General features: G+C 56.1%; 23 protein-coding genes and 1 tRNA gene. 7 read left to right on the top strand and 17 right to left on the bottom strand.

Annotated features, from left to right (window positions below; translation table 11 throughout):
- Positions 1–29 precede the first annotated feature (29 nt).
- Positions 30–1,352 carry an MFS transporter gene (locus ACKWMY_RS10430; RefSeq protein ID WP_199063047.1) on the top strand — a complete coding sequence of 441 codons (1,323 nt, stop codon included), beginning with the start codon at positions 30–32 and terminating at the stop codon, positions 1,350–1,352.
- 92 nt (positions 1,353–1,444) lie between these two features.
- Positions 1,445–2,197 (top strand): CDP-diacylglycerol diphosphatase, encoded by a 753-nt coding sequence (locus ACKWMY_RS10425; protein ID WP_024527659.1) that lies wholly within the window; start codon positions 1,445–1,447, stop codon positions 2,195–2,197.
- Between the two features lie 7 nt (positions 2,198–2,204).
- On the opposite strand, the gene ACKWMY_RS10420 is transcribed toward ACKWMY_RS10425, so the two are convergent.
- On the bottom strand, positions 2,205–4,250 hold the full coding sequence (locus ACKWMY_RS10420; RefSeq protein WP_409486266.1) for an AsmA family protein: 2,046 nt from the start codon (positions 4,248–4,250) through the stop codon (positions 2,205–2,207).
- A 103-nt stretch (positions 4,251–4,353) separates the two neighbouring features.
- The gene (pdeH, locus tag ACKWMY_RS10415; protein ID WP_409486265.1) at positions 4,354–5,139 is read right to left on the bottom strand and encodes a cyclic-guanylate-specific phosphodiesterase; all 786 of its coding nucleotides are present in this window, start codon (positions 5,137–5,139) and stop codon (positions 4,354–4,356) included.
- A gap of 157 nt (positions 5,140–5,296) precedes the next feature.
- Here pdeH and ACKWMY_RS10410 point away from each other — a divergent pair, with 157 nt between their 5' ends.
- Both ACKWMY_RS10410 and ACKWMY_RS10405 read left to right on the top strand, forming a co-directional pair.
- Positions 5,297–5,500 (top strand): 2-hydroxymuconate tautomerase family protein, encoded by a 204-nt coding sequence (locus ACKWMY_RS10410; RefSeq protein ID WP_021181815.1) that lies wholly within the window; start codon positions 5,297–5,299, stop codon positions 5,498–5,500.
- 153 nt (positions 5,501–5,653) lie between these two features.
- Positions 5,654–6,586 (top strand): sugar kinase, encoded by a 933-nt coding sequence (locus ACKWMY_RS10405; RefSeq protein WP_065683947.1) that lies wholly within the window; start codon positions 5,654–5,656, stop codon positions 6,584–6,586.
- A gap of 87 nt (positions 6,587–6,673) precedes the next feature.
- Here ACKWMY_RS10405 and ilvC read toward each other — a convergent pair whose 3' ends face one another.
- The gene (gene ilvC / locus ACKWMY_RS10400; protein ID WP_021181818.1) at positions 6,674–8,149 is read right to left on the bottom strand and encodes a ketol-acid reductoisomerase; all 1,476 of its coding nucleotides are present in this window, start codon (positions 8,147–8,149) and stop codon (positions 6,674–6,676) included.
- 167 nt (positions 8,150–8,316) lie between these two features.
- Between ilvC and ilvY the strand changes: the two genes are divergently transcribed.
- Entirely contained in the window at positions 8,317–9,198 is an 882-nt protein-coding gene (ilvY, locus tag ACKWMY_RS10395; RefSeq protein WP_024527663.1) for an HTH-type transcriptional activator IlvY, read from the top strand.
- A 169-nt stretch (positions 9,199–9,367) separates the two neighbouring features.
- Here ilvY and ACKWMY_RS10390 read toward each other — a convergent pair whose 3' ends face one another.
- The 8 genes from ACKWMY_RS10390 to ACKWMY_RS10355 form a co-directional block, all read right to left on the bottom strand.
- Positions 9,368–10,069 carry a DUF2461 domain-containing protein gene (locus ACKWMY_RS10390; RefSeq protein WP_074030189.1) on the bottom strand — a complete coding sequence of 234 codons (702 nt, stop codon included), beginning with the start codon at positions 10,067–10,069 and terminating at the stop codon, positions 9,368–9,370.
- A gap of 21 nt (positions 10,070–10,090) precedes the next feature.
- The gene (gene ilvA / locus ACKWMY_RS10385) at positions 10,091–11,635 is read right to left on the bottom strand and encodes a threonine ammonia-lyase, biosynthetic (RefSeq protein WP_024527665.1); all 1,545 of its coding nucleotides are present in this window, start codon (positions 11,633–11,635) and stop codon (positions 10,091–10,093) included.
- A gap of 5 nt (positions 11,636–11,640) precedes the next feature.
- Positions 11,641–13,491 carry a dihydroxy-acid dehydratase gene (ilvD, locus tag ACKWMY_RS10380; protein ID WP_074030186.1) on the bottom strand — a complete coding sequence of 617 codons (1,851 nt, stop codon included), beginning with the start codon at positions 13,489–13,491 and terminating at the stop codon, positions 11,641–11,643.
- Between the two features lie 67 nt (positions 13,492–13,558).
- Positions 13,559–14,485 carry a branched-chain-amino-acid transaminase gene (gene ilvE / locus ACKWMY_RS10375; protein WP_021181823.1) on the bottom strand — a complete coding sequence of 309 codons (927 nt, stop codon included), beginning with the start codon at positions 14,483–14,485 and terminating at the stop codon, positions 13,559–13,561.
- A gap of 21 nt (positions 14,486–14,506) precedes the next feature.
- Positions 14,507–14,764 carry an acetolactate synthase 2 small subunit gene (gene ilvM, locus ACKWMY_RS10370; protein WP_021181824.1) on the bottom strand — a complete coding sequence of 86 codons (258 nt, stop codon included), beginning with the start codon at positions 14,762–14,764 and terminating at the stop codon, positions 14,507–14,509.
- On the bottom strand, positions 14,761–16,407 hold the full coding sequence (ilvG, locus tag ACKWMY_RS10365; RefSeq protein ID WP_024527666.1) for an acetolactate synthase 2 catalytic subunit: 1,647 nt from the start codon (positions 16,405–16,407) through the stop codon (positions 14,761–14,763). Before ilvG ends, ilvM begins: the two co-directional genes overlap by 4 nt.
- Before the next feature lie 141 nt (positions 16,408–16,548).
- Positions 16,549–16,647, bottom strand: coding sequence for an ilv operon leader peptide (ilvL, locus tag ACKWMY_RS10360; protein ID WP_071681478.1), 99 nt, complete (start codon positions 16,645–16,647; stop codon positions 16,549–16,551).
- Positions 16,648–16,780: 133 nt separating this feature from the next.
- A complete protein-coding gene (locus tag ACKWMY_RS10355) occupies positions 16,781–18,013 on the bottom strand; it encodes an MFS transporter (RefSeq protein WP_024527667.1) in 1,233 nt (410 codons plus the stop codon).
- 343 nt (positions 18,014–18,356) lie between these two features.
- Here ACKWMY_RS10355 and ACKWMY_RS10350 point away from each other — a divergent pair, with 343 nt between their 5' ends.
- Positions 18,357–19,880 (top strand): YifB family Mg chelatase-like AAA ATPase, encoded by a 1,524-nt coding sequence (locus ACKWMY_RS10350; RefSeq protein ID WP_409486264.1) that lies wholly within the window; start codon positions 18,357–18,359, stop codon positions 19,878–19,880.
- Positions 19,881–19,908: 28 nt separating this feature from the next.
- On the opposite strand, the gene ACKWMY_RS10345 is transcribed toward ACKWMY_RS10350, so the two are convergent.
- On the bottom strand, positions 19,909–20,247 hold the full coding sequence (locus ACKWMY_RS10345; protein ID WP_021181829.1) for a DUF413 domain-containing protein: 339 nt from the start codon (positions 20,245–20,247) through the stop codon (positions 19,909–19,911).
- 119 nt (positions 20,248–20,366) lie between these two features.
- Between ACKWMY_RS10345 and hdfR the strand changes: the two genes are divergently transcribed.
- Complete coding sequence (hdfR, locus tag ACKWMY_RS10340) at positions 20,367–21,194, top strand: HTH-type transcriptional regulator HdfR (protein ID WP_024527669.1); 828 nt, start codon at positions 20,367–20,369, stop codon at positions 21,192–21,194.
- Positions 21,195–21,198: 4 nt separating this feature from the next.
- On the opposite strand, the gene yjfF is transcribed toward hdfR, so the two are convergent.
- The 5 genes from yjfF to ACKWMY_RS10315 all read right to left on the bottom strand — a co-directional run bounded on the left by yjfF (position 21,199) and on the right by ACKWMY_RS10315 (position 26,073).
- Positions 21,199–22,191, bottom strand: a complete 993-nt coding sequence (gene yjfF / locus ACKWMY_RS10335) for a galactofuranose ABC transporter, permease protein YjfF (protein ID WP_024527670.1) — start codon at positions 22,189–22,191, stop codon at positions 21,199–21,201.
- The gene (gene ytfT / locus ACKWMY_RS10330) at positions 22,188–23,210 is read right to left on the bottom strand and encodes a galactofuranose ABC transporter, ATP-binding protein YtfT (RefSeq protein WP_143182245.1); all 1,023 of its coding nucleotides are present in this window, start codon (positions 23,208–23,210) and stop codon (positions 22,188–22,190) included. Before ytfT ends, yjfF begins: the two co-directional genes overlap by 4 nt.
- Entirely contained in the window at positions 23,207–24,721 is a 1,515-nt protein-coding gene (ytfR, locus tag ACKWMY_RS10325; RefSeq protein WP_309048738.1) for a galactofuranose ABC transporter, ATP-binding protein YtfR, read from the bottom strand. The genes ytfT and ytfR overlap by 4 nt, the downstream gene beginning before the upstream one ends.
- Positions 24,722–24,743: 22 nt before the next feature.
- Positions 24,744–25,700: a galactofuranose ABC transporter, galactofuranose-binding protein YtfQ gene (gene ytfQ, locus ACKWMY_RS10320; RefSeq protein ID WP_021807362.1), complete on the bottom strand. Its 957-nt coding sequence runs from the start codon at positions 25,698–25,700 to the stop codon at positions 24,744–24,746.
- Between the two features lie 297 nt (positions 25,701–25,997).
- A tRNA-Trp gene (locus ACKWMY_RS10315) sits at positions 25,998–26,073 on the bottom strand.
- Between the last annotated feature and the right edge of the window lie 49 nt (positions 26,074–26,122).

The following is a 26,122-nucleotide window of genomic DNA, read 5'->3' as shown; positions in this document are numbered from 1 at the left end:
TTTCCCTAGTCAAAATATAAGAAATAACTATGCAAGCCACCATCGCAACCCCCTTGGACGCCGATACCGCGTCCACACCGGTTAACTCCCGGGGAAAAGTCATCGTCGCCTCTCTGGTCGGTACCGCCATCGAGTTCTTTGATTTCTATATTTATGCCACCGCTGCGGTGATCGTGTTCCCGCATATCTTCTTCCCACAGGGCGATCCTGCCGCCGCCACGCTGCAATCGCTGGCCACCTTCGCCATCGCCTTTGTGGCGCGGCCAATCGGTTCTGCCCTGTTCGGCCACTTCGGCGATCGCGTCGGGCGGAAGGTAACTTTGGTGGCTTCACTGCTGACCATGGGGATTTCCACCGTGCTGATCGGCCTGCTGCCAAGCTATGCAACCATTGGCATCTTTGCACCGATCCTGCTGGCGTTGGCACGCTTTGGCCAAGGCCTGGGTCTGGGTGGCGAATGGGGCGGAGCCGCGTTGCTGGCCACCGAGAATGCGCCTGCCAACAAGCGGGCGCTGTACGGCTCGTTCCCACAGTTGGGGGCACCGATAGGCTTCTTCTTCGCCAACGGCACCTTCCTGCTACTCTCCTGGTTGCTGACCGATGAACAGTTCATGACCTGGGGCTGGCGCGTACCATTTATCCTCTCTGCCGCGCTGGTGCTGGTTGGCCTGTATGTGCGTATTTCGCTGCACGAGACTCCGGTTTTTGCCAAGGTGGCCAAAGCAGGCAAACAGGTGAAGGTCCCGCTCGGGACACTGCTGAGCAAGCACAAAAAGGCTACCATCCTGGGTACCTTCATCATGCTGGCGACCTATACGCTGTTCTACCTGATGACCGTTTACTCCATGACCTACGGCACGGCCGCAGAGCCACTGGGGCTGGGCTATTCGCGTAACAGCTTCCTGTGGATGCTGATGGTGGCGGTGATTGGTTTTGGCGTGATGGTGCCTATCGCCGGTTTGCTGGCCGATGCCTTTGGCCGCCGCAAGACCATGATTGTCATCACTCTGTTGATGATCGGCTTTGCCTTCCTGTTCCCGAGCATGCTGGGTTCCGGCAATCAGCTGTTGGTGATGGCTTTCCTGCTGCTTGGGCTGAGCATTATGGGCCTGACCTTTGGCCCGATGGGCGCGCTGCTGCCTGAACTGTTCCCAACCGAAGTGCGCTACACCGGGGCCTCGTTCTCGTATAACGTGGCCTCGATCCTGGGGGCTTCGGTAGCGCCTTATATTGCGACCTGGTTGGCTAACAACTACGGGCTGTTCTACGTTGGTATGTACCTGGCGGCCATGGCTAGCCTGACGCTGATCGCGCTGCTGCTGATGAAAGAAACCCGCCACACATCTCTGTAATCCTCTCCCGGCCCCCTACCTATGGGGGCCTGTTTGTCTGTTGTCACAAATCCCGGCTATGCTATCCCCCCATTTGCTGAGGAAACCCGCCCATGTCGTTGCGCCGTTGGCTCTGTTTGTCTGTTGCGTTGCTGATTATTATCGCCATTGCCGCCTATTTTTGGCTGAAACCGGCCCACCCGGATGCACTGTGGCATATCGTCAGCCAGCAATGCCTGCCAAATCAGCAGCAAAACCATAATCCGGCCCCCTGCGCACAGGTAGATGAGCAGGCCGGGTTCGTGGTGCTGAAAGACCGCAATGGGCCTTTGCAATACCTGTTGATGCCAACGGCCAAAATCACCGGCATTGAAAGCCCGCAGGTATTACAGTCCGACACCGCCAACTTCTTCGCCTTAGCCTGGCAGGCCCGGCATTTTATGGCGGATAAACTCGGTAAACCGATCGACGATGCCGTCATCTCACTGGCGATCAACTCTGAATATGGCCGTACGCAAAATCAGCTGCATATTCATATTTCCTGCCTGCAACCGGCGGTAAAAACCCGGCTGGCGCAGCTGCAAGGGGATTTCAGCGAAAGCTGGCAGCCGCTACCCGGTGGATTGCTGGGGCATGATTATTTGGCTCGCCGCGCCAGCGCTGCTGAACTCAAGCAGCTTGGGGCATTCCGTTTGCTGGCTCAGGGCGTTGAGGGCTCTAGTGATAATATGGGGAGCTATGGCATGGCGATGACGGCCTTACCGGGAGGGGATTTCCTCCTGCTGGCTGTGAAACGTAATTTGTGGCAGCTGAATCTGGCCTCAGCCGAAGAGATCCAGGATCACAGCTGCCAGGTACTACAGTAATCTTGGATCACTTCTTGTTCTTCATCTGCTGCAGGATCTTGCCACACTGGTTTTCTTCGCCACCGTCACTCGGTGAAACCAGGGCCAGCAATGCCGCTGCCGGAGCAACGACAACGCCCAACGCCACAGCAGCCACCCCGCGGGCAATCAATGGCCCGGCCTTCACGCCCGCGTCCGGTTTTTTGAACGTTCCTTTAACATACAGCGGCGAACGCAGGGTCAGCACCCGCATCCCTTTGCTTTCTGGGTCGATGGACAGATCCAGCCGCTCGGTGGCGAAATTGATATTGCCGCTGATGTTGATGATGGCGTTTTCCGTATCAAACACGAACAGCCGTGGCGTCGCCAACCCGCTGCGAATGCCGACATCCGCCGCCGCACAGTTGATCCCCACCTCGTCATCGCCAAACAGTTGAGCTACCAGGTAGTTGCCTACGTTCAGGCCCAGAATTTCCATCAGGCTGCGGCTGATCACGCCGTCATTGATCAGCAGGCGCAGGTCGCCGCTGCTGGTTGCCAGCAAGTCGGCTACCGAGTTGCCGCTGCCTGTCAATTTGGCATCGCCGTTCAATTCTCCCAGGCTGCGCTTCATCGACTCCACGTTCGGCAGCAGCTGTTTCAGCTGGAACTTACGCGCATGCATATCCACCCGGCCCTGCATCGGGCTCTTGCTACCATCAAGACGGACGGTGGCATTCAGGTTCCCCCCGGCCACGCCGAAGCGCAGCGGGTCCATCAGGATCACCGCGTTATCCAGCTTAAGGTGGGTATTCAGATCGCTCAGCGGCAGCGAACTGCCATGCTCAATGCGTTTGGCGGTAAATTTGACGTCGGCATCCATTACCCCCCAGCTTTTGGTGTCGAACTTCTCAACCGGCAGCACTTTGTCGCTCGGCTGGCGGATCTTCTCGCCGCGATTGGCTTTCTGCTGATTGGAGTCCGCACCGATCAATGGCGCAAGATCGGCAAAACGCAGCTGTTTGGAAAGCACCTCTCCACTCAACTTGGGCCGAGGGTGGCTCGCAACGTACTTCAAATCCCCATGGATATCGCTGTCACCGATCTTGCCGTCAAAGCCCTGATACTGGAATACCGCACCGCCCGGTTGATGCAACTGGGCGATCAGATGACCATCGGTAGCATAAGGAGGGGTATTCGGTAACAACACGCCGGTCAGCGCATACAGGTTTCCCAGGCTGTCACCGGAGAATTTCAGCCGTAGATCCAGACCGCCAAGGTTCAGCGGATCGGACAGCGTTCCCACGACCTGCACTCTGGTATTGCCAGAACGGACATCGACCTGCAGTGGGAACGGTATATCAGCGCTTTGCAGTGACAGCATGCCCCCCATCTTGCCACTGCCTGACAGCGCTTCACCGTGGTATTTTCCTTTAACCTTCCAGCCGAAAACATAATCCGGCGTCGTCGCTTTATCCCCCGGCTGTTTACCCGCAACTTCACTAAAGGGCAGAGGCTTGCCAAGTGGGTCGATCAGCGCCTGGAAATCGGCCTTGAGGGTGGCGTCTTTAAAATCAATCTGGCCGCGATCGAACACGATATCGTGAATGCTGACCGACCAGTCTGACTGTGGTTGGTTGGGGTCTTTATCGGCGCTGTTGGCCAGGTTGAAGGTCCAGTTATTGTCACCGTTCGCCAGGCGCTGTAGCGAGGCATTTGGCTGCTTCAACCAGATACGCGGGATCAGTACCTCTTTGCCCAGCAGCGCCAATGGCGCGATCGAGGCATCGACACGTTGCAGTGTGACCATCTCGTCGCCCGGTATTTTGGCCGGGTTGCCCAGCATAATATCTTCGGCGTGGATATGAGGCCACGGAACCCAGGCACGCCAGCCCCCCTCATCCTGGTGACGTTCCCAGTTAACGCCCAGATCGCCACGAATAGCAAACGGGCGCTGCAGCTCGGCAGAGACTTTGCTATTGATGGTGGGTTTGAGACGGTTCCAATCGAAGGTGGCAATGAAGACCACCAAAACCACGATGATCAGCAGCACGATGCCGCCAATCCAGCTAAAAGTTTTGCCCATTCTTGTCATAACAGCTCCCTCGAGGCGATAGCAGACTGCTCAAATTGATAAGCAGCCTTACTGAAAGCCTAGTAGAGGATAGGCCTAAGTTCACGCTTTGGGAACTAATGGGTCAGGGGGTGGGGGCAATAAACCGCGTAGGCAGGGTTTTAAGCTGGTCAAAATGTGCAGGGCGGCTAAGGTAATACCCTTGGGCGGCAAACGCACCAGAACGCTGTACCAGCCGCCATTCCTGCTCTGTTTCTACCCCTTCGACAATCACCCCGTCGCTGTGCTGGCTCATCAGGCGCACCAGAGTAAAAAACAGCTGGATGCCCTCATCGCTCTGCTTGAGCAACATAAACAGCTCGCGCGCCACCTTGATATACTGATAACGCCAGCTGCTGACCGCGGAGAAATTCGCCAGCCCGCTACCGAAATCATCCAGCCACAGGCGCTCTGCTCCGGGGATATGCTGCAGCGGTCCATTCAACGCCCTGTCTGCCTGCTCCACCAGCTCAAAACGCAGGTAAGGCATGACGCTGATTTGTCGCTGCATCGCCGGGTGCCGCTGTAGGGCCTGCAATGCCTTACCGTCGATATTGATGGAGACCATTAGCGCATGACGGGTAAACAGGGGCTGCCATTGCTGCAGTAAATCGAGCTGTTCCTGAATGACCGCCAGGCGCTGGCGTAGCCCCAGCGCAGCAAAGTAATGTTCTGGGGATACCGGCTTGCCCGGTGACGCCGGATGATGTACCGCCGTGAGCAACTCCACCGCCAGCAGTTTGCCGCAGGTGCGGTAAATAGGTTGAAAAGTATACAAACGCCGACACTGCCGCCAGTAATGGAAGACCTTGGCACGCTGCCAGGCGGCAAACAATGGCGTCAGTAAACCAGAGATCATGTTGGTTATCATCGGTACTATCGCCATTAGGGAATGGGAACGATAACGTTGCCGGAAATTTGTCGATCTTGTTATCGGCAACGCACAATAAAACTTTAAGCTTGGGTAAAAGGTCCCTACATTAAGCCATTACCTACATGCAACGTTTCGATAACAAGAGGAAATTTTAATGCCCTACGTAAATATCAAAATTACCCGCGAGGGTGCAACCGCGGAGCAGAAAAAACAGCTAATCGCAGGCGTAACCCAACTGTTGGTCGATACGCTCGGCAAAAACCCCGCCACTACCGTGGTGGTGATCGATGAAGTGGAGACCGATAACTGGGGGATTGGTGGTCAATGCGTCACCGATCTGCGCGCGGCAGCCAAGTAGTTTTTCTTCCTCAACAGCGGGATACTTCGCGTTTCCCGATCGCGATCATAAACTAATTAAAACGCTGTTTTATTCCTATTGACTCGCTTCGCCCTTGCGTTGAGACTGGACGTATTCGCAGCAACCAGACTCATTATCAAGCCAGGGATTATCATGAACAGCAAAAACCTCGCCGTGATCGGCGAATGCATGATCGAACTGTCGCAGAAAGGCGCCGATCTCAGCCGTGGATTCGGTGGCGACACTCTCAACACTGCCGTCTATATCGCCCGCCAGGTGCCGCAACAGGCACTGAACGTGCATTATGTCACCGCGCTGGGCACCGACAGCTTCAGCCGGGAAATGCTGCAAACCTGGCAGCAGGAGCAGGTGAAAACCGATCTGATCCAGCAATTGGACAACAAGCTGCCGGGGCTGTACGTGATCGAAACCGACGATACCGGCGAGCGCACCTTCTATTATTGGCGTAACGATGCTGCCGCCCGCTACTGGCTGGATGGCCCCCAGGCAGAGAGCCTGTGCGCGCAGCTGGCGCAGTTTGATTACCTGTATCTGAGCGGAATCAGCGTGGCGATCCTCAACCCTGCCAGCCGGGCCAAATTGCTGACCCTGCTGCGCCAATGCCGGGCCAACGGCGGCAAAGTGATCTTCGATAACAACTATCGGCCACGGCTGTGGCAAAGCCAGCAAGAGACTCAGCAGGCCTATCGCGAGATCCTGGCCTGTACAGACATCGCCTTCCTGACGCTGGATGATGAAGATTTACTGTGGGGTAAACAGCCGGTTGAGCAGGTGGTGAGCCGTACCCGCGACTTTGGCGTAAGTGAGATTGTGATTAAGCGTGGCGCAGATTCCTGCCTGGTCTTCTGTGCCGATGGGGAAACTCACGACGTACCAGCGGTCAAACTGCCAAAAGAGAAAGTGATTGATACCACCGCCGCCGGGGATTCCTTCAGCGCGGGCTATCTGGCTGTACGCCTGACCGGCGGTGATGCCGTTAGCGCGGCCAAACGTGGCCACCTGACCGCCAGCACGGTGATCCAGTATCGCGGGGCCATTATCCCACGCGAGGCGATGCCGCAGTAATTCCCGTCGTCTAGATAGACGAAAGGCCAGCAACGATGCTGGCCTTTTTAGTTGGCCCGATAAATCGGGCCGCTACAATCTTGGTGCTTAACCAGCTACTGCGATACGTTTCATATCGGTCATATAGCCACGCAGTTTGCGGCCAACGGATTCGATCGGGTGGTTGCGAACCGCTTCGTTCACGTCACGCAGCTGCGCGTTGTCAACGGTGGTACCAGCAACAGATTTACCCAAATCGCCCGCCTGCAGAGTGGTCATGAACTCTTTCAGCAACGGTACCGCCGCATAAGAGAACAGGTAGTTACCGTATTCTGCAGTATCGGAGATCACCACGTTCATTTCATACAGACGCTTACGCGCGATGGTGTTAGCGATCAGCGGCAACTCGTGCAGTGATTCGTAGTAAGCAGACTCTTCGATGATGCCTGAATCCACCATGGTTTCGAAGGCCAGCTCAACGCCCGCTTTCACCATTGCTACCATCAGTACGCCGTTGTCGAAGTATTCCTGCTCGCTGATTTTGCCTTCAAACTGCGGCGCGGTTTCGAAAGCGGTTTTGCCGGTCTCTTCACGCCAGGTCAGCAGTTTCACATCGTCTGCGGCCCAGTCTGCCATCATACCGCTGGAGAATTCGCCAGAGATGATGTCGTCCATGTGCTTCTGGAACAGCGGAGCCATGATGCCTTTCAGTTGCTCAGACAGCGCATAGGCACGCAGTTTCGCCGGGTTGGACAGGCGGTCCATCATCAGGGTAATACCGCCCTGCTTCAGCGCTTCGGTGATGGTTTCCCAGCCGAACTGGATCAGTTTTTCTGCGTACGCCGGGTCGGTACCTTCAGACACCAGCTTGTCGAAGCACAGCAGAGAACCCGCTTGCAGCATACCGCACAGGATGGTCTGCTCGCCCATCAGGTCAGATTTCACTTCTGCCACGAAGGAAGATTCCAGCACGCCTGCACGATGGCCGCCGGTGGCTGCCGCCCATGCCTTGGCAATCGCCATGCCTTCGCCTTTTGGATCGTTTTCCGGGTGAACCGCGATCAACGTTGGTACACCGAAACCACGTTTGTATTCTTCACGCACTTCGGTACCTGGGCACTTAGGTGCAACCATCACTACGGTGATGTCTTTACGAACCTGCTCGCCCACTTCAACGATGTTGAAGCCGTGGGAGTAGCCCAGCGCAGCACCGTCTTTCATCAGCGGCTGTACGGCACGAACTACTGAGGTGTGCTGCTTGTCTGGCGTCAGGTTAACTACCAGATCGGCCTGCGGGATCAGATCTTCGTAGGTGCCAACCTTGAAGCCGTTCTCGGTGGCTTTGCGCCATGAGGCACGCTTCTCGGCAATCGCTTCTTTACGCAGCGCATAAGCCACGTCCAGGCCGGAATCACGCATGTTCAGACCCTGGTTCAGACCCTGAGCACCACAGCCGACAATCACCACTTTTTTCCCTTTCAGGTAACCGGCTTCATCCGCAAATTCGTCACGCGCCATGAAACGGCACTTACCCAATTGCGCCAACTGCTGACGCAGGTTCAATGTGTTGAAATAGTTAGCCATGGTGATGCTCCAGTTAATGTTGTGTCGTGCAATATTATTCTCATCCCCGCCCTGTCGGTACGGGATCCGTTGAAACCAATGTATAACAGGAATTGCGTTGCTTAAATTGATATATTACGAACGTGACGTTGCAATTTCTGCAACACCCCGCTGCGAGCGTACTGATTATGGACTTACGTGATCTCAAGCTGTTCCTGCACCTGGCGGAAAGCCATCACTTTGGCCGTACCGCCAAGGCGATGCACGTCAGCCCCTCCACGCTTTCCCGCCAGATCCAACGGCTGGAAGAAACGCTTGGACAACCGCTGTTTCTGCGTGATAACCGCACCGTAGAGCTGACCGATGCGGGTGAACAGCTGAAAGTGTTCGCACAACAAACGCTGCTGCAGTATCAGCAGTTGAAACATTCGCTTGGCCAGCACGGCCCATCGCTGAGCGGCGAACTGCGTTTGTTCTGCTCGGTCACCGCCGCTTACAGCCATCTGCCGCCGATCCTCGATCGCTTCCGTGCTCAGCATCCCCTGGTTGAAATCAAATTGACCACCGGTGATGCCGCCGATGCGGTGGACAAAGTGCAGTCCAACGAGGCCGACCTTGGTATCGCCGGGCGGCCTGAAACCCTCCCCACCAGCGTCGCCTTCACCCAAATCGGTGAGATCCCGCTGGTGCTGATTGCTCCCGCTCTGCCGTGCGCGGTTCGAACGCAGGCTTTTGCCGAGCAGCCGGACTGGGCCAATATGCCGTTTATCCTGCCGGAGCATGGCCCATCACGAAAACGCATCGAGCTGTGGTTCCGCCGCCAGCACATCACCAATCCGCTGATTTACGCCACCGTCGGTGGGCATGAGGCGATTGTTTCGATGGTGGCATTAGGCTGCGGTATCGCGCTGATCCCCAGCGTGGTGGTAGACAATAGCCCAGAGCCAGTTCGCAACCGCATTTCTCAGTTGGAGAATATCTCGATGGTCGAACCGTTCGAACTGGGGGTCTGCGTGCCGAAAAAACGCCTCAACGAACCGCTGATTGAGGCGTTCTGGCAACTTTTGTGAATAGCAGTGCGATCCCCACTCAAAACTCAATGAGGTTGTTTATCACAACTTAATAATACCCTATGGATTTCAAGTCACAGTTAGGCGGCCAGCTCGCTCATCCCCAGGAGCTTACTTTTGGGTGAGTGAGTGCAGCCAACAACGCTGTGGCTTGAAAGACGACGGGTATTCATAGGTCTTGGGGATCGACCTGCTTCATCGCTTCTACCTGCATCAGCCACTGGTACAGCGGCTCCAACTGCTGGAAACCCTGGGTCAAGGTAGCGACCAGATCGGCGCTGAACAGCTTTTCCACCTGATTATCTGTGGCCATCACCGCAAAGGACTTACGGTTGTACCAAGTGGCAATCTCCGGTGCCTGCTCCAACACTCGCGGGCGCTTATAGCTTTCCCCCACCAGCTCGAACGGCGCGCGGCAGCACTCGGCCACCTCCAAAAACGGCTGTGGCCTGCGCAGCAAGGTATGGCGAAACAGATCCATGGTGGCTTTGTCGGCGCTGTAATAGCCCAGGCCATAACGCAGCATGTCCGGCCCCAGCTCAAAGAAATACACCGGTGCCAGCTTCCAGTCTTTGCTTGGCCGCTTGAAGGTCAGCCACATACGGCTACGATAGCGGGATTTATCATGGGAAAAACGCGTGTCGCGATGAATGCGCGACAGCGTTTTGCCAATGGCCGGACGGGTTTCAAACTGCGGGTCAATCATCAGCATCGCAGGACTCAGTGCATCCACCAGCGAACGAAACGGTGTTAACAGCTCACGGTCATACACGCCCCGATTGGCATCAAACCACTCCTTGTCGTTCTCGATCCGCACCTGTTGCAGGAAGTCCAGCCCTTGTTGGCTGAACCCGGTGAACTCATTGGTCATACGCAATCCTTGTCGCCGAGGTTAGCCCTGTAGGAAGAACCGGAAGGCCGGGTTGTCGGTCTCATCATGGCAGTCGTAACCCAACGCCTGCAGGTGCTGCTCAAACTCTGGCTCGGTCTGCGAAAGTTCAAACCCTGCCAACACGCGACCAAAATCGGTGCCGTGGCTGCGGTAGTGGAACAGCGAAATATTCCAGTGCGTGCCCAGCGTTTGCAAGAACTTGAGCAGAGCGCCCGGTGACTCTGGGAACTCAAAGCTGTACAGACGCTCACGCAGCGGTTTCGAAGGCCGCCCGCCAACCATGTAACGCACGTGCAGTTTCGCCATCTCATCGTCGGACAGATCCACTACCTGATAGCCATCACGGTTCAGCTCATCGATGATTTCCAGCCGCTCGGTATGGCCTCGGGTCAGGCGGACACCGACAAAAATGCAGGCGTTGTCGGCATCGGCATAGCGGTAGTTAAACTCGGTAACCGCACGGCCGCCTAACAGCTGGCAGAACTTCAGGAAGCTGCCCTTCTGTTCTGGAATGGTCACTGCCAGCAGCGCTTCGCGTTGTTCGCCCAGTTCGCAGCGTTCGGAAACGTAGCGCAGGCCGTGGAAATTCACGTTGGCACCGGAAAGCACGTGGGCCAGCCGCTCACCCTGAATATTGTGCTGCTGCACGTATTTTTTCAGCCCTGCCAACGCCAGCGCGCCAGAAGGTTCGGCGATGGCCCGCACGTCTTCGAACAGGTCTTTCACCGCTGCACAGATCGCATCGCTGTCGACGGTGATCACGTCATCCAGGTATTCACGGCACAAACGGAAGGTTTCATCACCGATGCGCTTTACCGCCACGCCTTCGGCAAACAGCCCTACTCGCGCCAGATCGACCGGCTGCCCGGCATCCAGCGCCGCACGCAGGCAGGCCGAATCCTCGGCTTCCACGCCAATCACTTTGATTTGTGGCATCAACTGCTTGATCAGCACCGCCACACCGGCCGCCAGGCCACCACCGCCAACCGGGACAAACACCCGGTCCAGGTGCGCGTCCTGCTGCAACAGCTCCATCGCCAAAGTGCCCTGCCCGGCAATCACTGCCGGGTGATCGAACGGTGGCACGAAGGTCATGCCCTGCTGCTGCGAGAGCTCAATCGCCTTGACCTTGGCTTCGTCGAAGTTGGCACCGTGCAGTAACACTTCACCGCCGAAGCCGCGCACCGCATCAACCTTGATATCCGCCGTCGACACCGGCATCACGATCAGGGTTTTGATCCCCAAACGGTTGCCGGAAAAGGCGACGCCCTGTGCATGGTTGCCCGCAGAGGCCGTGACCACGCCACGTGCCCTCTGCTCTTCATCCAGGCTGGCGATCATCGCGTAAGCCCCGCGCAGCTTAAAGCTGTGCACCGGCTGGCGATCTTCGCGCTTCACCAGAATGGTATTGCCGAGGCGCGAAGAGATTTTGCCCATTGTCTGTAACGGGGTGACCTGAGCCACCTCGTAAACTGGCGAGCGGAGTACCGCTCGCAAATATTCCGCGCCGCAGGGGGCGTCGGGTAGGGGTTGTGATACCGCCATGGTGGTTAGCCTCCCAGCTTGCTCTTGTCCCGCACTGCGCCTTTGTCTGCACTGGTAGCCAGCGTAGCGTAAGCACGTAACGCATAAGATACCTGGCGCTCACGCGCTTTCGGTGTCCAGGCCGCATCACCTCGTGCCAGTTCCGCCTCACGGCGTGCGGCCAGTACGCTCTCCGGCACATCCAGCACCATGCTGCGTTTCGGGATATCGATATCGATCATGTCCCCTTCTTCCACCAGCGCAATCAGGCCACCGCTGGCCGCTTCCGGCGAAACGTGACCAATAGATAAACCGGAAGTGCCGCCAGAGAAGCGACCATCGGTGATCAACGCACAGGCCTTGCCCAGCCCCATCGATTTCAGATAGGTGGTTGGGTAGAGCATTTCCTGCATGCCTGGCCCGCCTTTTGGCCCTTCGTAGCGGATCACTACCACGTCGCCTGCCACCACTTTACCGCCCAGGATCGCCTCAACGGCCGTATCCTGGCTCTCATAAACCTTGGCTGGCCCACGGAAGGTCAGGTTGTCTTTATCCACACCGGCGGTTTTAACGATGCTGCCGTCTTCGGCCATGTTGCCATACAGCACCGCCAGACCACCCTCCAGGCTGAAGGCGTTTTCCAATGAGCGGATACAGCCATCGGCACGATCGTTGTCCAGCGTGTCCCAACGGCAGTCTTGAGAGAATGCCTGGGTGGTACGAATACCTGCCGGGCCTGCGCGGAACATTTTCTTCACCGACTCATCCTGGGTCAGCATGATGTCGTACTTTTCCAGGGTCTCTGGCAGCTTCATCCCCAAGATGTTATCCACATCGCGGTTCATCAGCCCGGCGCGATCCAGCTCGCCAAGAATGGCCAGCACGCCACCGGCACGGTGTACGTCTTCCATATGGTATTTCTGAGTGCTTGGCGCCACTTTACACAGGTGTGGCACTTTGCGGGATAGACGATCGATATCTGCCATGGCGAAGTCGATCTCGCCTTCCTGCGCGGCTGCCAACAGGTGCAGCACGGTATTGGTGGAGCCACCCATCGCAATGTCCAGCGTCATGGCGTTTTCGAACGCGGCCTTGTTGGCGATGCTGCGTGGCAGTGCGCTCTCATCGTCCTGCTCGTAGTAACGCTTGGTCAGTTCAACGATGCGCTTACCGGCGTTCAGAAACAGGTCTTTACGATCGGCGTGGGTCGCCAACAGCGAGCCGTTGCCTGGTTGGGACAAGCCCAACGCTTCGGTGAGGCAGTTCATGGAGTTGGCGGTAAACATCCCGGAGCACGAGCCGCAGGTTGGGCAAGCGGAACGCTCGATTTGTGCGCTGTCGGCGTCGCTGACGTTCGGGTTAGCCCCCTGGATCATCGCATCGATCAGGTCCAGCTTGATGATTTTGTCGGAAAGCTTGGTTTTACCGGCTTCCATCGGGCCGCCGGAAACGAAGATCACCGGAATATTCAGGCGCAGTGACGCCATCAGCATCCCTGGGGTGATCTTGTCGCAGTTGGAGATACACACCATCGCATCGGCGCAGTGGGCATTCACCATATACTCCACCGAGTCGGCGATCAGTTCGCGCGACGGCAGAGAATAGAGCATGCCGCCGTGGCCCATGGCGATCCCATCATCCACCGCAATGGTGTTGAACTCTTTGGCAACGCCGCCGGAGGCTTCGATCTGTTCTGCAACCAACTTGCCCAAGTCGCGCAGGTGCACATGGCCCGGCACAAACTGGGTGAAGGAGTTGACCACCGCAATAATCGGTTTGCCGAAATCGTCGTCGGTCATCCCGGTCGCGCGCCATAATGCGCGGGCACCCGCCATGTTGCGGCCGTGGGTGGTGGTGGCGGAACGGTACTTAGGCATGCTCTTCACTCCAAAAATAGTCATTTTACGGATGGCGAACGAACCATCCGTTTAGTGTTGTCTGTCGTTATTGGTTTACCGGATCCAACCAGCCGTACTTGTCTTCGGTTTTGCCGCTGAACAGGCCAAAGAATGCCTGCTGGATCTGCTTGGTAATTGGGCCGCACTTGCCGATCCCCACCTGAATGCCATCCACGCTGCGCACCGGCGTGATTTCCGCCGCGGTGCCGGACATAAACACTTCGTCCGCCAGATACAGAGACTCACGGGAAAGCACTTGCTCGCGCACTTCAAAGCCCATGTCTTTTGCCAGCTTGATGATCGCGTCACGCGTGATACCAGGCAGAGCGGAAGAGGTAAACGGTGGAGTAAACAGCACGCCGTCTTTCACTTCAAACAGGTTCTCGCCTGCGCCTTCAGAGATATAGCCATGAACATCCAGCGCGATACCTTCCTGATAGCCGTGGCGGCGTGCTTCGCTACCCACCAGCAGTGAGGAAAGGTAGTTGCCCCCGGCTTTCGCCGCGGTAGGAATGGTGTTCGGTGCCACACGGTGCCAGGAAGAGACCATCGCATCGATACCTTGATCCAGCGCTTCTTCACCCAGATACGCGCCCCAAGGAAACGCCGCGATAATCACGTCGGTTTTATAGCCTGCCGGTGGGTTAACGCCCATACCAACATCACCAACAAACACCAAAGGACGAATATAAGCGCTGACCAGATTGTTTTTACGCAACGTAGCACGGCAGGCTTCCATCAGCTCATCGACGCTTTGCGTTACCGGCATGCGGTAAATTTTAGCCGAGTCATGCAGACGCTGCATATGTTCACGGTGGCGGAATACCACCGGGCCTTTATGGGAGTCGTAGCAGCGAACCCCTTCAAATACCGACGTCCCGTAGTGTAGCGCATGTGACATTACGTGAACTTTGGCATCGGCCCACGGAACCATCTCACCATTGAACCAGATATAATCAGCTTTCTTCGTCATTGTTCTGTTCCTTTTGCGCAATCAGGCGCGTATTTGTTGTGATGATTGTTGCTGGATCTCAACGCTGGAGACATCCATCAGTTTGCTTAGCTGAGATGACAGTAAATCCACAGGGCGCTGGCTGGCAACGGTCAATTCAATATTTATATCGTCGCTATTGCTGCCCGAAGCCATATTCATAGCACAGACCTGGAAGCCACGGTGACGGACAACGCGCAATACGCGCTCTAACATTTCAGGGCGGAAGCGGGCCTGGATCGAGAGTTGATGCTGCATCATGATACTTTCTCCAACATGGTTTCGTTGCCTGCGCCCGGCGGCACCAGCGGCCAGACGTTCTCGAGTTCATCAATGGAAACCTGCAGCAGATAAGGCCCTTCGCTGTTAAGCAAGGTATCGAGCGCGTCTGCGACCTGGTCTTTGCGGGTAATACGTTGGCCGGGGATGCCGAAGGCGCTGGCCAATATCAGGAAATCGGGGTTATCGGAGAGGTTGGTTTCGCTGTAACGGCCATCAAAGAACAGTTGCTGCCACTGGCGAACCATCCCTAAACGCTGGTTATCCAGTAACACGATTTTCAGCGGTAACTGTTTGCGTTTGATGGTGCCCAACTCCTGCACGTTCATCATGAAGGAACCATCCCCGGACACGCAGATCACCATGTCCTCCGGGCGCGCCATCTGCGCACCTACCGCTGCGGGGATACCGAAGCCCATCGTCCCCAACCCGCTGGAGGTGATGAAGTTCTCTGGACGTTCAAAACTCATGTGCTGCGCGGTCCACATCTGGTGCTGGCCCACGTCGGTGGTCACCACGGTATTGGCCGGTTTGCGTTCGGACAGTTGCTTGAGCAGCAACGGAGCATAAATCGGTTGGCCCGGGTGGTCGTAACGCCAAGGGTGGGTTTCTTTCAGTTCGGCCACTCGTTGCAGCCAGGGAGCGATCTGCATCGGCTGTTGCAGCGCTGGCAGCAAGGTTCTCAGATCCCCTTGCAGGGCCACATGCGCTTGACGCAGCTTGCTCATTTCCGCCGGATCGATATCCATGTGGATCACCTTGGCCTGCGGCGCAAAGGCGTTCAGCTTGCCGGTCACCCGGTCGTCAAAACGCGCCCCCACGGCTATCAATAAATCACACTCTTGCACGGCGAAGTTGGCAGCTTTAGTACCATGCATACCCAACATGCCGAGATAATACGGATGGTTGGCATCCGGTGCGCCCAGGCCTTTCAAGGTCGCCACGGTTGGGATCTGCGTCAGCTCGACAAATTCCCGTAATGCCGGGACGGCCTGCGCCATCCCCACGCCACCGCCCACATACAGCATCGGCTTCTTCGCCTGTGCCAGCAGTTGCGTGGCCATGGCCAACTCTGCTGCGGGATGTTCGAACGGATCTTCTACCGGCATCAGATGAGGAGGCAAATCACCCTGCGCCAGTTGGATGTCTTTCGGGATGTCGATCAGTACCGGGCCTGGGCGGCCGCTGGTGGCAATGGCAAACGCCTCTGCCATGATCCCCGGCAGCGCTTCCAGCGACTCCACCAGGAAACTGTGTTTGGTACAGGCCAGAGACAGGCCAAGAACATCGATCTCCTGAAAAGCATCGGTACCGATAAGCGCAGAACCGACCTGACCGGTGATCGCAACCACTGGCACCGAGTCCAGCAGCGCATCCGCCAACCCGGTGATCAGGTTGGTCGCGCCGGGGCCAGAGGTGGCGATACAGACGCCAACTTTGCCGCTGGAACGGGCATAACCAATGGCCGCAATCGCCGCACCTTGCTCATGACGACACAGCAGATGTTCAACCCCGCCGTCATACAACGCATCGTAGACCGGCATGATCGCACCACCGGGATAGCCGAATACCTTGTCTACCCCCTGCGCACGCAACGCTTGAACCACCCACTGAGCACCATTCATGGTTATTTCCCCGCCTTGTTGCGGGAAGTGCAGGATTTTATTCTGTTGGTCATTCTCTGCTCCTTGTTGACATTTTCTTGGCATAAAAAAACCCCCGGACCTTTTGGGTGCGGGGGTTATCTTGCGATTCCGGCTTGTTTTCTAAGCCTTTCTTCGTCCAAGTGCAGCCCCGCACGGTGGGATAATAATCACCACCACGCTAATCACGACTAGGCTAATCACTTGGGCTAGGGCTTTCATAATTGGGTTGTTCACTGTGCTCGTTTCGAACTAATGCCTACAGAGTTACCATAGCAGCCGGTAACCTGACAACACTTTTTTTGCGTTATTATTCGGCGCTGTCGGGTCAAAGCTGCAACAAAGCGCATGAAATTCAAACGCTAACACCAGCACCAGGCGCTTTACTTTCTACCGCAATCGGTTTGCCGCGCGTATCCTTGCCAAAATACACCAGCACCGCGATCACGATAGCCACCGTCCCGGCGATTATCGCCATCGCCAGGCCGTAGTTTTGCCCATGATGTTCCGCAATCGCGGCCTGCAAGGTGGCATTCACCGAAGCAATCAGGTTACCCAATTGGTAAACAAACCCTGGCAATACCGCGCGAGTATTCGCTGGCACCAGTTCGTTGAGGTAGGTTGGGATCACCCCCCATGCCCCCTGAACCATGAATTGCATCATGAACGCCCCCACCCCCAGCATCAGCGAACCACTCGCGAATGCCCACAGCGGGATCACCGGTAACGCCAGCAGGGCAGCAATAATTATGGCTTTCTTGCGGCCAATTTTTTCCGACAGGGTACCAAAGAAAATACCGCCGATAATGGACGCGATGTTGTAGCTAATGGCGATGATACTGACGGTTTTAGGATCGAAACCGTGCTGAATTTTCAGGAAGGCCGGATACATATCCTGCGTGCCGTGGGAGAAGAAATTAAACGCTGCCATCAGCAGCACCAGATAGAGACACAGCTTCCAATGGCTCTTCAGAACGGGCAGCAAAGCGGTGCTTTCTTTACGTGCCCGTGCCGCCAGCCACACCGGCGACTCTTCCACGCAGAAGTAGATAAACGGCAGCAACAGGATCGGCGCGGCCCCGATCACGAACATGCCACGCCAGCCGACCACTTCAAACAGCAGGCCATAGGCCACCGCCGCCAACAGATAGCCAAACGGATACCCCGCCTGGAAGATACCGGACATCAGGCCACGCGAACGGTCTGGGATGCTTTCCATCGCCAGCGAAGAGGCCACGCCCCAGATGCCGCCCATCGCCACGCCGTAAAGCACTCGCAGCAACAGGAAGACGGTCAAAGAAGGAGCGGCCGCCGACAACAGCTCAAATACCGAGAAAAACACGATATTCAACATCAGGATCGGTTTACGGCCATACTTTTCCGCCGCACGGCCAAAAATAAGTGCGCCAATCGGGCGCACCGCCAACGTCAGCAGGATCGCCAGGGTGACTTCTTCCATCCCTACCTGAAAAGCCTGAGCTATATCGCTGAGCAGGAAGACCAGCACAAAGAAATCGAAAGCATCGAGCGTCCAGCTTGAAAAGCTGGCAATTGCCGCATTGCGCTGCAGCGGAGTCCAACCAAACATAGTGTTATCCCTACCGTAGAGTACGAAGTCATCAGGTTTAGCGGCGGCCGCAGCGGGTGCGGTAGCGGTCGGGGCTTTGTTAATGAAGTGATTTTTTATTTTAAACAATTGTTAAATACACCCATTAGCCTTGCTGTTGCAACTTGGTTAGCTTGCTAATGTGTTTCAGCTTTCCCGTAATTGTTAATGGGTATTACAACGAAATGCGCGGCAGCTCGAAAAATAGAACTAACACGATGAAATTAATTACTTTTAGTTTTGTTGCACTACGCAATTTGATGATGACTGGCGCGCGGCCATCTAGCTGTTCCCGCATTATGTTGCCTTCAGCGAGGAGAGCAATATGTCACTGGCGGTAATCTATACCCGTGCCACGATCGGCGTGCAGGCGCCTTCGGTCATGGTTGAAGTCCATATCAGCAACGGATTACCCGGCCTGACACTGGTCGGCCTGCCGGAAACCACGGTGAAAGAAGCCCGTGACCGGGTGCGCAGCGCACTGATCAACAACGGCTTCACCTTTCCGGCCAAACGCATCACCGTCAATCTGGCACCGGCCGATTTGCCTAAGGAAGGGGGGCGCTATGATTTACCCATTGCGCTGGCCATTCTGGCGGCCTCAGAGCAGCTGCCAGCAGATAAGTTGGCGCACTATGAGTTCCTGGGTGAATTAGCGCTTTCTGGCGCATTGAGGGCGGTGCACGGCGCCATTCCGGCGGCAATAGCGGCAGCCGAGGCCAAGCGGGAGTTGATCCTGGCTGCGGCCAACGGCAAAGAGGCGGGGTTGCTTCCCAACAGCACGACCCGAGTCGCAGAACATTTACTGGAGGTGTGCGCTTTTTTGCAGGGTAAGGGGGATCTGCCAATCGCCGTAGCGCCTCCTGCGGCTGCCACGTCAACGGAAACTGCCGACTTGCAGGAAGTCATTGGCCAGGAACAGGCAAAGCGAGCGTTGGAAATTGCCGCGGCCGGGGGCCACAACCTGTTGCTGCTTGGCCCTCCGGGCACCGGCAAAACCATGCTGGCCAGCCGCCTCAATGGCTTGCTGCCGCCGTTAAGCGATCGGGAGGCGCTGGAAAGCGTCGCCGTTGCTAGCTTACTGCATCATCCAGATGAAACCCTGCCATGGCGCCAGCGGCCGTTTCGCGCCCCACACCACAGCGCCTCGATGGCGGCCCTGGTTGGGGGAGGCTCCTTGCCACGGCCAGGGGAAATCTCCATGGCGCACAACGGCGTACTGTTTCTGGATGAGTTACCCGAATTTGAACGGCGAGTATTGGATGCGCTGCGTGAGCCGCTGGAATCCGGTGAAATCGTCATCTCACGCGCCAGCGCCAAGGTACGCTTCCCTGCCCGAGTGCAGCTGATTGCGGCGATGAACCCCAGCCCAACCGGGCACTATCAGGGCATACACAACCGCACACCACCGCAGCAGATTTTGCGCTACCTCGGCAGGCTCTCTGGCCCCTTCCTCGATCGATTTGATTTGTCGATTGAGGTGCCGCTGCTGCCACCGGGCGTACTGGCCAAGCAGCACCATGCGGGGGAAAGCAGCCAACAGGTACGTCAACGGGTGCTAGCGGCGCGCGAGCAGCAGCTGGCACGGGCAGGTAAAGTGAATGCGCTGTTGAGTAACCGCGAGGTGGATCGGGATTGCCATTTGCCTGCGGCTGAAGCGGAGTTTTTAGAGAAAACGCTGAGCCAACTGGGATTATCGGTTCGAGCCTGGCATCGCATCCTGAAAGTGGCACGTACGCTGGCCGATTTGGCAGGGGAACAACAGATTGATAAACGCCATCTCAGCGAAGCGCTCAGCTATCGCAGTATGGATCGCCTGCTGCTGCAGCTACACCGCAGCCTGGAATAAAAAATGGGGCCGAATGGCCCCATGATGATCAATCGTCGCTTTCAGTGTAGTCTTCTACCGCATCAGCCTGCGGCTTGCCACCTGACAGCGTATGGAATTTTTTCGGGCGGCGGGTGCGCGCCAGATATTTAGACCATACTTTTTCTTGCTCGGTTACCGGTTCACGCTCACCGCGACACACTGCAACGAACAACTGTTCTTCTTCAGTGGCTGGCTGGCGTTTGCCGGCATCCAACTCGTTGAATGCATACCCGAAACGCTCTAGCAATTGCGCTTCTTTAATGGTGAAATCGCCGTGACGGGAGAACCCGCGAGGATAGTTTTTATTATCAAAAAAACGACTGTTGGTGGTGAAGCTATCCGCCATCTGACACGCTCCTAATTCTCTCATGGCCGTGCTGTTTATGGCGCGGAGTATTAGATAGGCTTGACATCGTGTAAAACAAAACATTTAAATCTTAACGATAAAAAACTTTGGAGATTGGTGTGGACACCGAATTACTGAAAACCTTTTTGGAGGTCAGTAGAACGCGACACTTTGGCCGCGCAGCGGAATCCCTGTACTTAACGCAGTCTGCGGTGAGTTTCCGTATCCGTCAGCTTGAAACTCAATTAGGGGCGAATTTATTCACTCGCCACCGCAACAACATCCGCCTGACACCTGCAGGAGAGCGGCTGTTGCCCTATGCCGAGAGCCTGATGAACACGTGGCAGTTGGCAAAGAAAGAGGTGATACGATCGCTACAGCACAGCGAACTTTCGATCGGTGCCACCGCGTCGCTATGGGAAGCTTACCTCACGCCCTGGCTGCAATCGCTCTACCAGCAGCGGGAGGCCTTGCAGCTCGAAGCCAGGGTAGCCCTGCGCCATTCGTTGGTGAAGCAGCTACATGAAAGACAGCTCGATTTGCTAATCACCACCGAACCGCCAAAGATGGATGAGCTGGCCAGCCAGCTGTTGGGTAACTTCTCGCTACGCCTGTTTTCCTCGTCGCTACGCGATAACCCCGCCCCCATGCCTTACATCAAACTGGAATGGGGTGCCGATTTTCACCAACAGGAAGCCCGCATGCTTGAGGGCGACAGCATGCCCGTGCTGACCACCACTTCAGCGCATCTGACGCGCCAATTGCTGGAGACAACCGGTGGCTGTGCATTTCTCCCCAGCCAGTGGGAAAAAGACTACCCTCAACTGGTCGCTGTTGCTGACGCCCAGCCGATCGTTCGTCCGCTTTATGCCGTCTGGCTGCAAAACAGCGACCAGCAGCCGTTAATCCGCCAACTGCTGAAAATACCTTTAAATACCGCAACCTGAGCGGCTATGACGGCTTCAGGCGTGGATGGCGGGGTTTTGCCCGTCTGGTCTGCCAAAAGGCGCTCATCGCCTTCTGGAGGCCGATAAAGCAGAACAGCAGGATGCCGATGACGATTTTGGTCCACCAGGAGCTGAGGGAGCCATCAAAAGTGATGTAACTTTGGATTAAGCCTTGGATCAGCACGCCAAACAAGGTGCCCAAAATGGTACCGACGCCGCCAGTCAGCAATGTTCCCCCAATGACGACCGCCGCAATGGCATCCAGTTCGACACCGCTGGCAGCCAGCGCATAACCAGCGGAAGTGTATAGCGAGAAAATTATGCCGGAGAGGGCCGCCAGCGTGCTGGAAAGCATGTAAATCTGAATAGTGGTACGCCGTACCGGCACCCCCATCAGCCCAGCGGAGACCGGATTCCCCCCGATGGCATAGACGTTATGACCAAAACGGGTGCGATGCGCCAGGATCATGCCAATCGCCACGACCAGCAGCATCACCAACGCCAATAAGGTAAATCGGCCACCACCGGGGACTTTCCAGGCATAGTTTGCCAGCGTGGCATACAGCGGGTGATCGATCGGCAAAGACTCTTCTGACACGATAAAACTCATGCCGCGCACAAAGAACATCCCCGCGAGCGTGATGATAAATGCAGGTAATTTCAGCGCGTCGATGATCCACCCCATCAGCGCACCAAATGAGGCCCCCATCAACAAGGCAATGACAAATGCATAACCTGGAGCAATACCATAAGTGCCAATCAGCTTGGCCAGCAGTACGCCGGTAAAGGCGATCACCGAGCCCACCGAAAGATCGATGCCGCCAGAAAGGATCACAAAGGTCATGCCCACGGCCACAATACCGAGAAAAGCGTTGTCGGTCAGCAGATCGCACCAGACGCGGGTGGAAGCGAAGCTGGGGAATTGACTAAGGCAAAAGGCGTAGCCCAGCAGAAAAACCACAATAGTGATCAATAGGGGAAGGTTACGCTTCATCATGATTTACGTCTCCGCCACAACCGCTGTAATGACACACTTGGGGATTGCACCAGCAACACGGCTAATACCACCACCGCTTTCAGCACCAGGTTAAACTCCGGTTTATAACCCGAAAGCAGAATTCCGGTATTCATACCCTGAATGATTAACGCCCCCACCACCGAGAGCAGCAGATTAAAACGCCCGCCCAGCAGTGACCCACCGCCAATCACCACGGCCAGGATCGCATCCAGTTCGAGCCACAGGCCCGCATTGTTGGCATCCGCACCGCGAATATCCGCCGTGACGATAATCCCTGCCACCGCCGCGCACAGGCCGCAAATGATATATACCGCAATAATCACCCAGCGAGTACTGACGCCAGCATTACGTGCTGAGCGCAGATTGATACCGACCGCTTCAATAAACAGCCCCAAAGCGGTTTTGCGTGTCAGTAACCAAATCAGCAGCAGCATGAGGGTAGCAATGATCACTGGCATCGGCAGGTACATCAGCGAACCACTGCCAAGCTTGGCTAACCCTTGACTTTCAAAGGTGACGATTTGTCCTTCGGTAATCAACTGCGCGATACCGCGCCCGGCCACCATCAACATCAAGGTAGCGACGATCGGCTGGATTTGCAGCACCGCAACCAAGAAGCCGTTCCACAGGCCACACAGTGCCCCAACCGCTAATGCGGCCCCCAGGATGTATGCTAATGGGTAACCAGCGCTGGTCATGGTGGCTGCGGTCGCTCCGGCAATCGCCATCACCGCACCGACGGAGAGATCGATCCCACCGGTGGCGATCACTAGCGTCATACCCAAAGCAAGCAGCGCGACAGGGGCGCCACGGTTAAAAATATCAATCACGCTGCCGAACAGGCGGCCATCCTGGATATGAATTGAAAAGAAATGGGGAGCGACCAGGCTATCGATAAGTAAAATCACCGCCAGCGCCCCCAGCTGCGTCGCTCCGGCGGGCATTACCCACCTTACTTTGCGCGGTCCACCGGTCATGGGAAAACTCCTGTGGTTCATGCTGCCCCCTGTTGCACGGCAATGGCCTGCATAATGGCGGGAACCGTAATGGCATCATGGTCAAGTTGCGCCACATGTTTTCTATCGCGTAATACCACGATGCGATCGGCATAGCCTGCGAGCTCCTCCAGTTCGGAGGAAATAACCAGCAGTGCCAACCCTTCATCACAGAGCCGTTCAATCAGGCGGATAATTTCCGCATGGGCCCCCACGTCAATGCCACGCGTTGGCTCATCCAAGATCAGGAAACGGGGTTTGGTCGCCAGCCAGCGGGAAAGCAGTACCTTCTGCTGGTTACCGCCGGAAAGGTACTGGATTTGCTGCTCCGGCCCCGGCGTGCGGATCCCCAGCAGTTTAATGAAATCTTCCGCAATTCGGGTTTGCTCACGCAGCGGGATAGGCCGTAACCAACCACGCTGCGCCTGCAATGCCAGAATGATGTTTTCCCTTACCGTGGCCGCGCCGACAATACCGTCGGTCTTACGATCTTCTGGGCAATAGCCAAATCCCAGACTGGCCGCTTTACGGGGCGTTGGGATCGCCACCGTTTTGCCCTCAACTTTCGCAATACCTTTATCCCGAGCCTTAATGCCGAAGATCAGTTGTGCCGTCTCAGTACGCCCCGATCCCAGTAAACCAGCCAGGCCGACGATTTCCCCAGGCCTCAACGCCAGATCAAAGGGCTCAACCATGCCGCGTCGGCCATAGCCGCTAAACTCCACTAACGGCGGAGCCTGCACGGCCTGATGTTCGCTGCGTTTGAGCAGCGTCTCATCAAAACTATGGCCAAGCATCATCTGCACCAACTCGAGCCGTGGCAGCTCGGCGGTGACACGAGTCCCGACCAGCTTGCCGTTACGCAACACCGTAATACGATCGCTGATGCGGTAAACCTGTTCGAGAAAATGGGTGACGAAGATCATCCCCATTCCCTGAGATCGCAGTTGGCTAAGAATATCCAGCAGCAGGGTGACTTCCTTGGCATCCAGGCTGGCGGTGGGTTCATCCAGGATCAGTACCTTGGCGGAGAGATCGACGGCGCGAGCAATCGCGACAATTTGCTGAATGGCGATCGAGTAGTTGCCCAGCGGCTGGCTGACATCCAGCGGTAATCCATAGCCTTCCAGCAGCTGACGGGCATTACGCAACATGGTTTTTTGATCGATCAGGCCAAAACGGGTAGGTTCGCGGCCGATAAACAGATTGGCGGCCACCGAGATATTAGGCAGCAGGTTAACTTCCTGATAGACGGTACCAATCCCCAACGATTGCGCCTGGGCCGTATTCTGTGGCGCAATCGCGGTGCCTTCTAGCCAGATCTCACCGGCGGAGCGTTGGTAAACACCGGTCAATGCCTTAATCAGCGTGGACTTGCCCGCGCCGTTTTCCCCAAGAAGCGCCACCACCTCACCGCGTTGTAGTGTGAAATCAACCTGCTCCAGCGCTTTTACACCTGGAAACTCCACGGATAATCCGCTTATTGCCAATAATGCTGCCTGAGGTGTAGCCATTATCTGCTCCGCCTGTTAACGATCAATATCCCATGCTTTTCTTCATATCGTATTCCTGTCTGGCAGTTTCAGGCTGCAGCAGTTTCGACTCGGTCTGGATAAATTTCTGTGGCTGTGTGCCGTCTTTTTTCAATGCAATTAAGGCATCAAACGCAGGGCCTGCCATATTTGGCGTCAGTTCAACCGTGGCGTTGGCTTCCCCTTCCATCATCGCTTTGAAGATATCCGGCACGCCGTCGATGGAAACAACCTTGATCTGTGAGCCCGGTTTGAGGCCGGCTTCTTTGATCGCCTGGATGGCACCAATCGCCATATCGTCGTTATGTGCATAGACGGCGCAGATGTTTTTGCCGTTCTGTTCAGCCTTGATAAAGCTTTCCATCACCTCTTTACCCTTGCTGCGAGTAAAGTCGCCGGACTGCGAACGGATGATTTTGACGTTGTCGGCAGAGGCAATACCGTCCGCAAAGCCTTTCTTGCGGTTAATGGCCACGCTGGCCCCAACGGTGCCTTGCAGTTCCACCACGTTACAGGGCTTGCCCGCAACGGCTTTCACTAGCCATTCGCCTGCGACTTTCCCTTCATGGACGCTGTCAGAAGCGACGGCAGCGGTATACAGCGAGGGATCGTTCACTTCGATCATGCGATCCAACAGGAAGACCGGAATTTTGGCCTCTTTCGCTTCCTGTAATACCGGGGTCCAACCGGTGGCCACTACCGGCGCAATGAAGATGGCGTCAACGCCTTGAGCAATAAAGGATCTCACCGCCTTGATCTGGTTTTCCTGCTTTTGCTGTGCATCGGCGATTTTCAGCGTAATACCCCGTTTTTCCGCCTCCTGTTTCGCCACTTTGGTTTCTGCCGAACGCCATCCTGATTCAGAACCAATCTGAGAAAAGCCGACAACCAAGGGGGCAGCCTGCGCCGCTCCCATCAACACACCGCTTACGGCGGCCGCTAACAGTAAACGCTTAACCATGTTTTTCTCCTCGCTCTACCTGACTCGGTCAGACAGAGATGGTTGTAGGTGTATTCGCTTTCATCGAGTGTGCCCAAAAAACTCGTGGGGCTTATAAGGTGTAGTTGAAATACAGGGAGGAATGATGAGCGATATCACAGCGCGGGATTACAACCATTTTGTGCATAGATACAGCTAGAAATGTCTAAATTGGGAACGATTTCGGCGGGAATTTTGTACGCGTTAGCGGGAGGACGGGCAATTCTAGGCGAGTAGAAAGCAAAAAAAACCCTTCGCTTTCGCAAAGGGTTTCTAATATGGCAGGGGCGGAGAGACTCGAACTCGCGACACCCGGTTTTGGAGACCGGTGCTCTACCAACTGAGCTACGCCCCTAAATTACGCTTAACATTATGCCTGCTAACAGTAGCAGGCATAATTTAAA

It is taken from the genome of Serratia sp. J2 (assembly GCF_046269175.1).
GTDB lineage: Bacteria > Pseudomonadota > Gammaproteobacteria > Enterobacterales > Enterobacteriaceae > Chania > Chania fonticola_C.
Note: the sequence above shows the minus strand (reverse complement) of the source record. Positions and strands in the feature narration are given on the sequence as shown.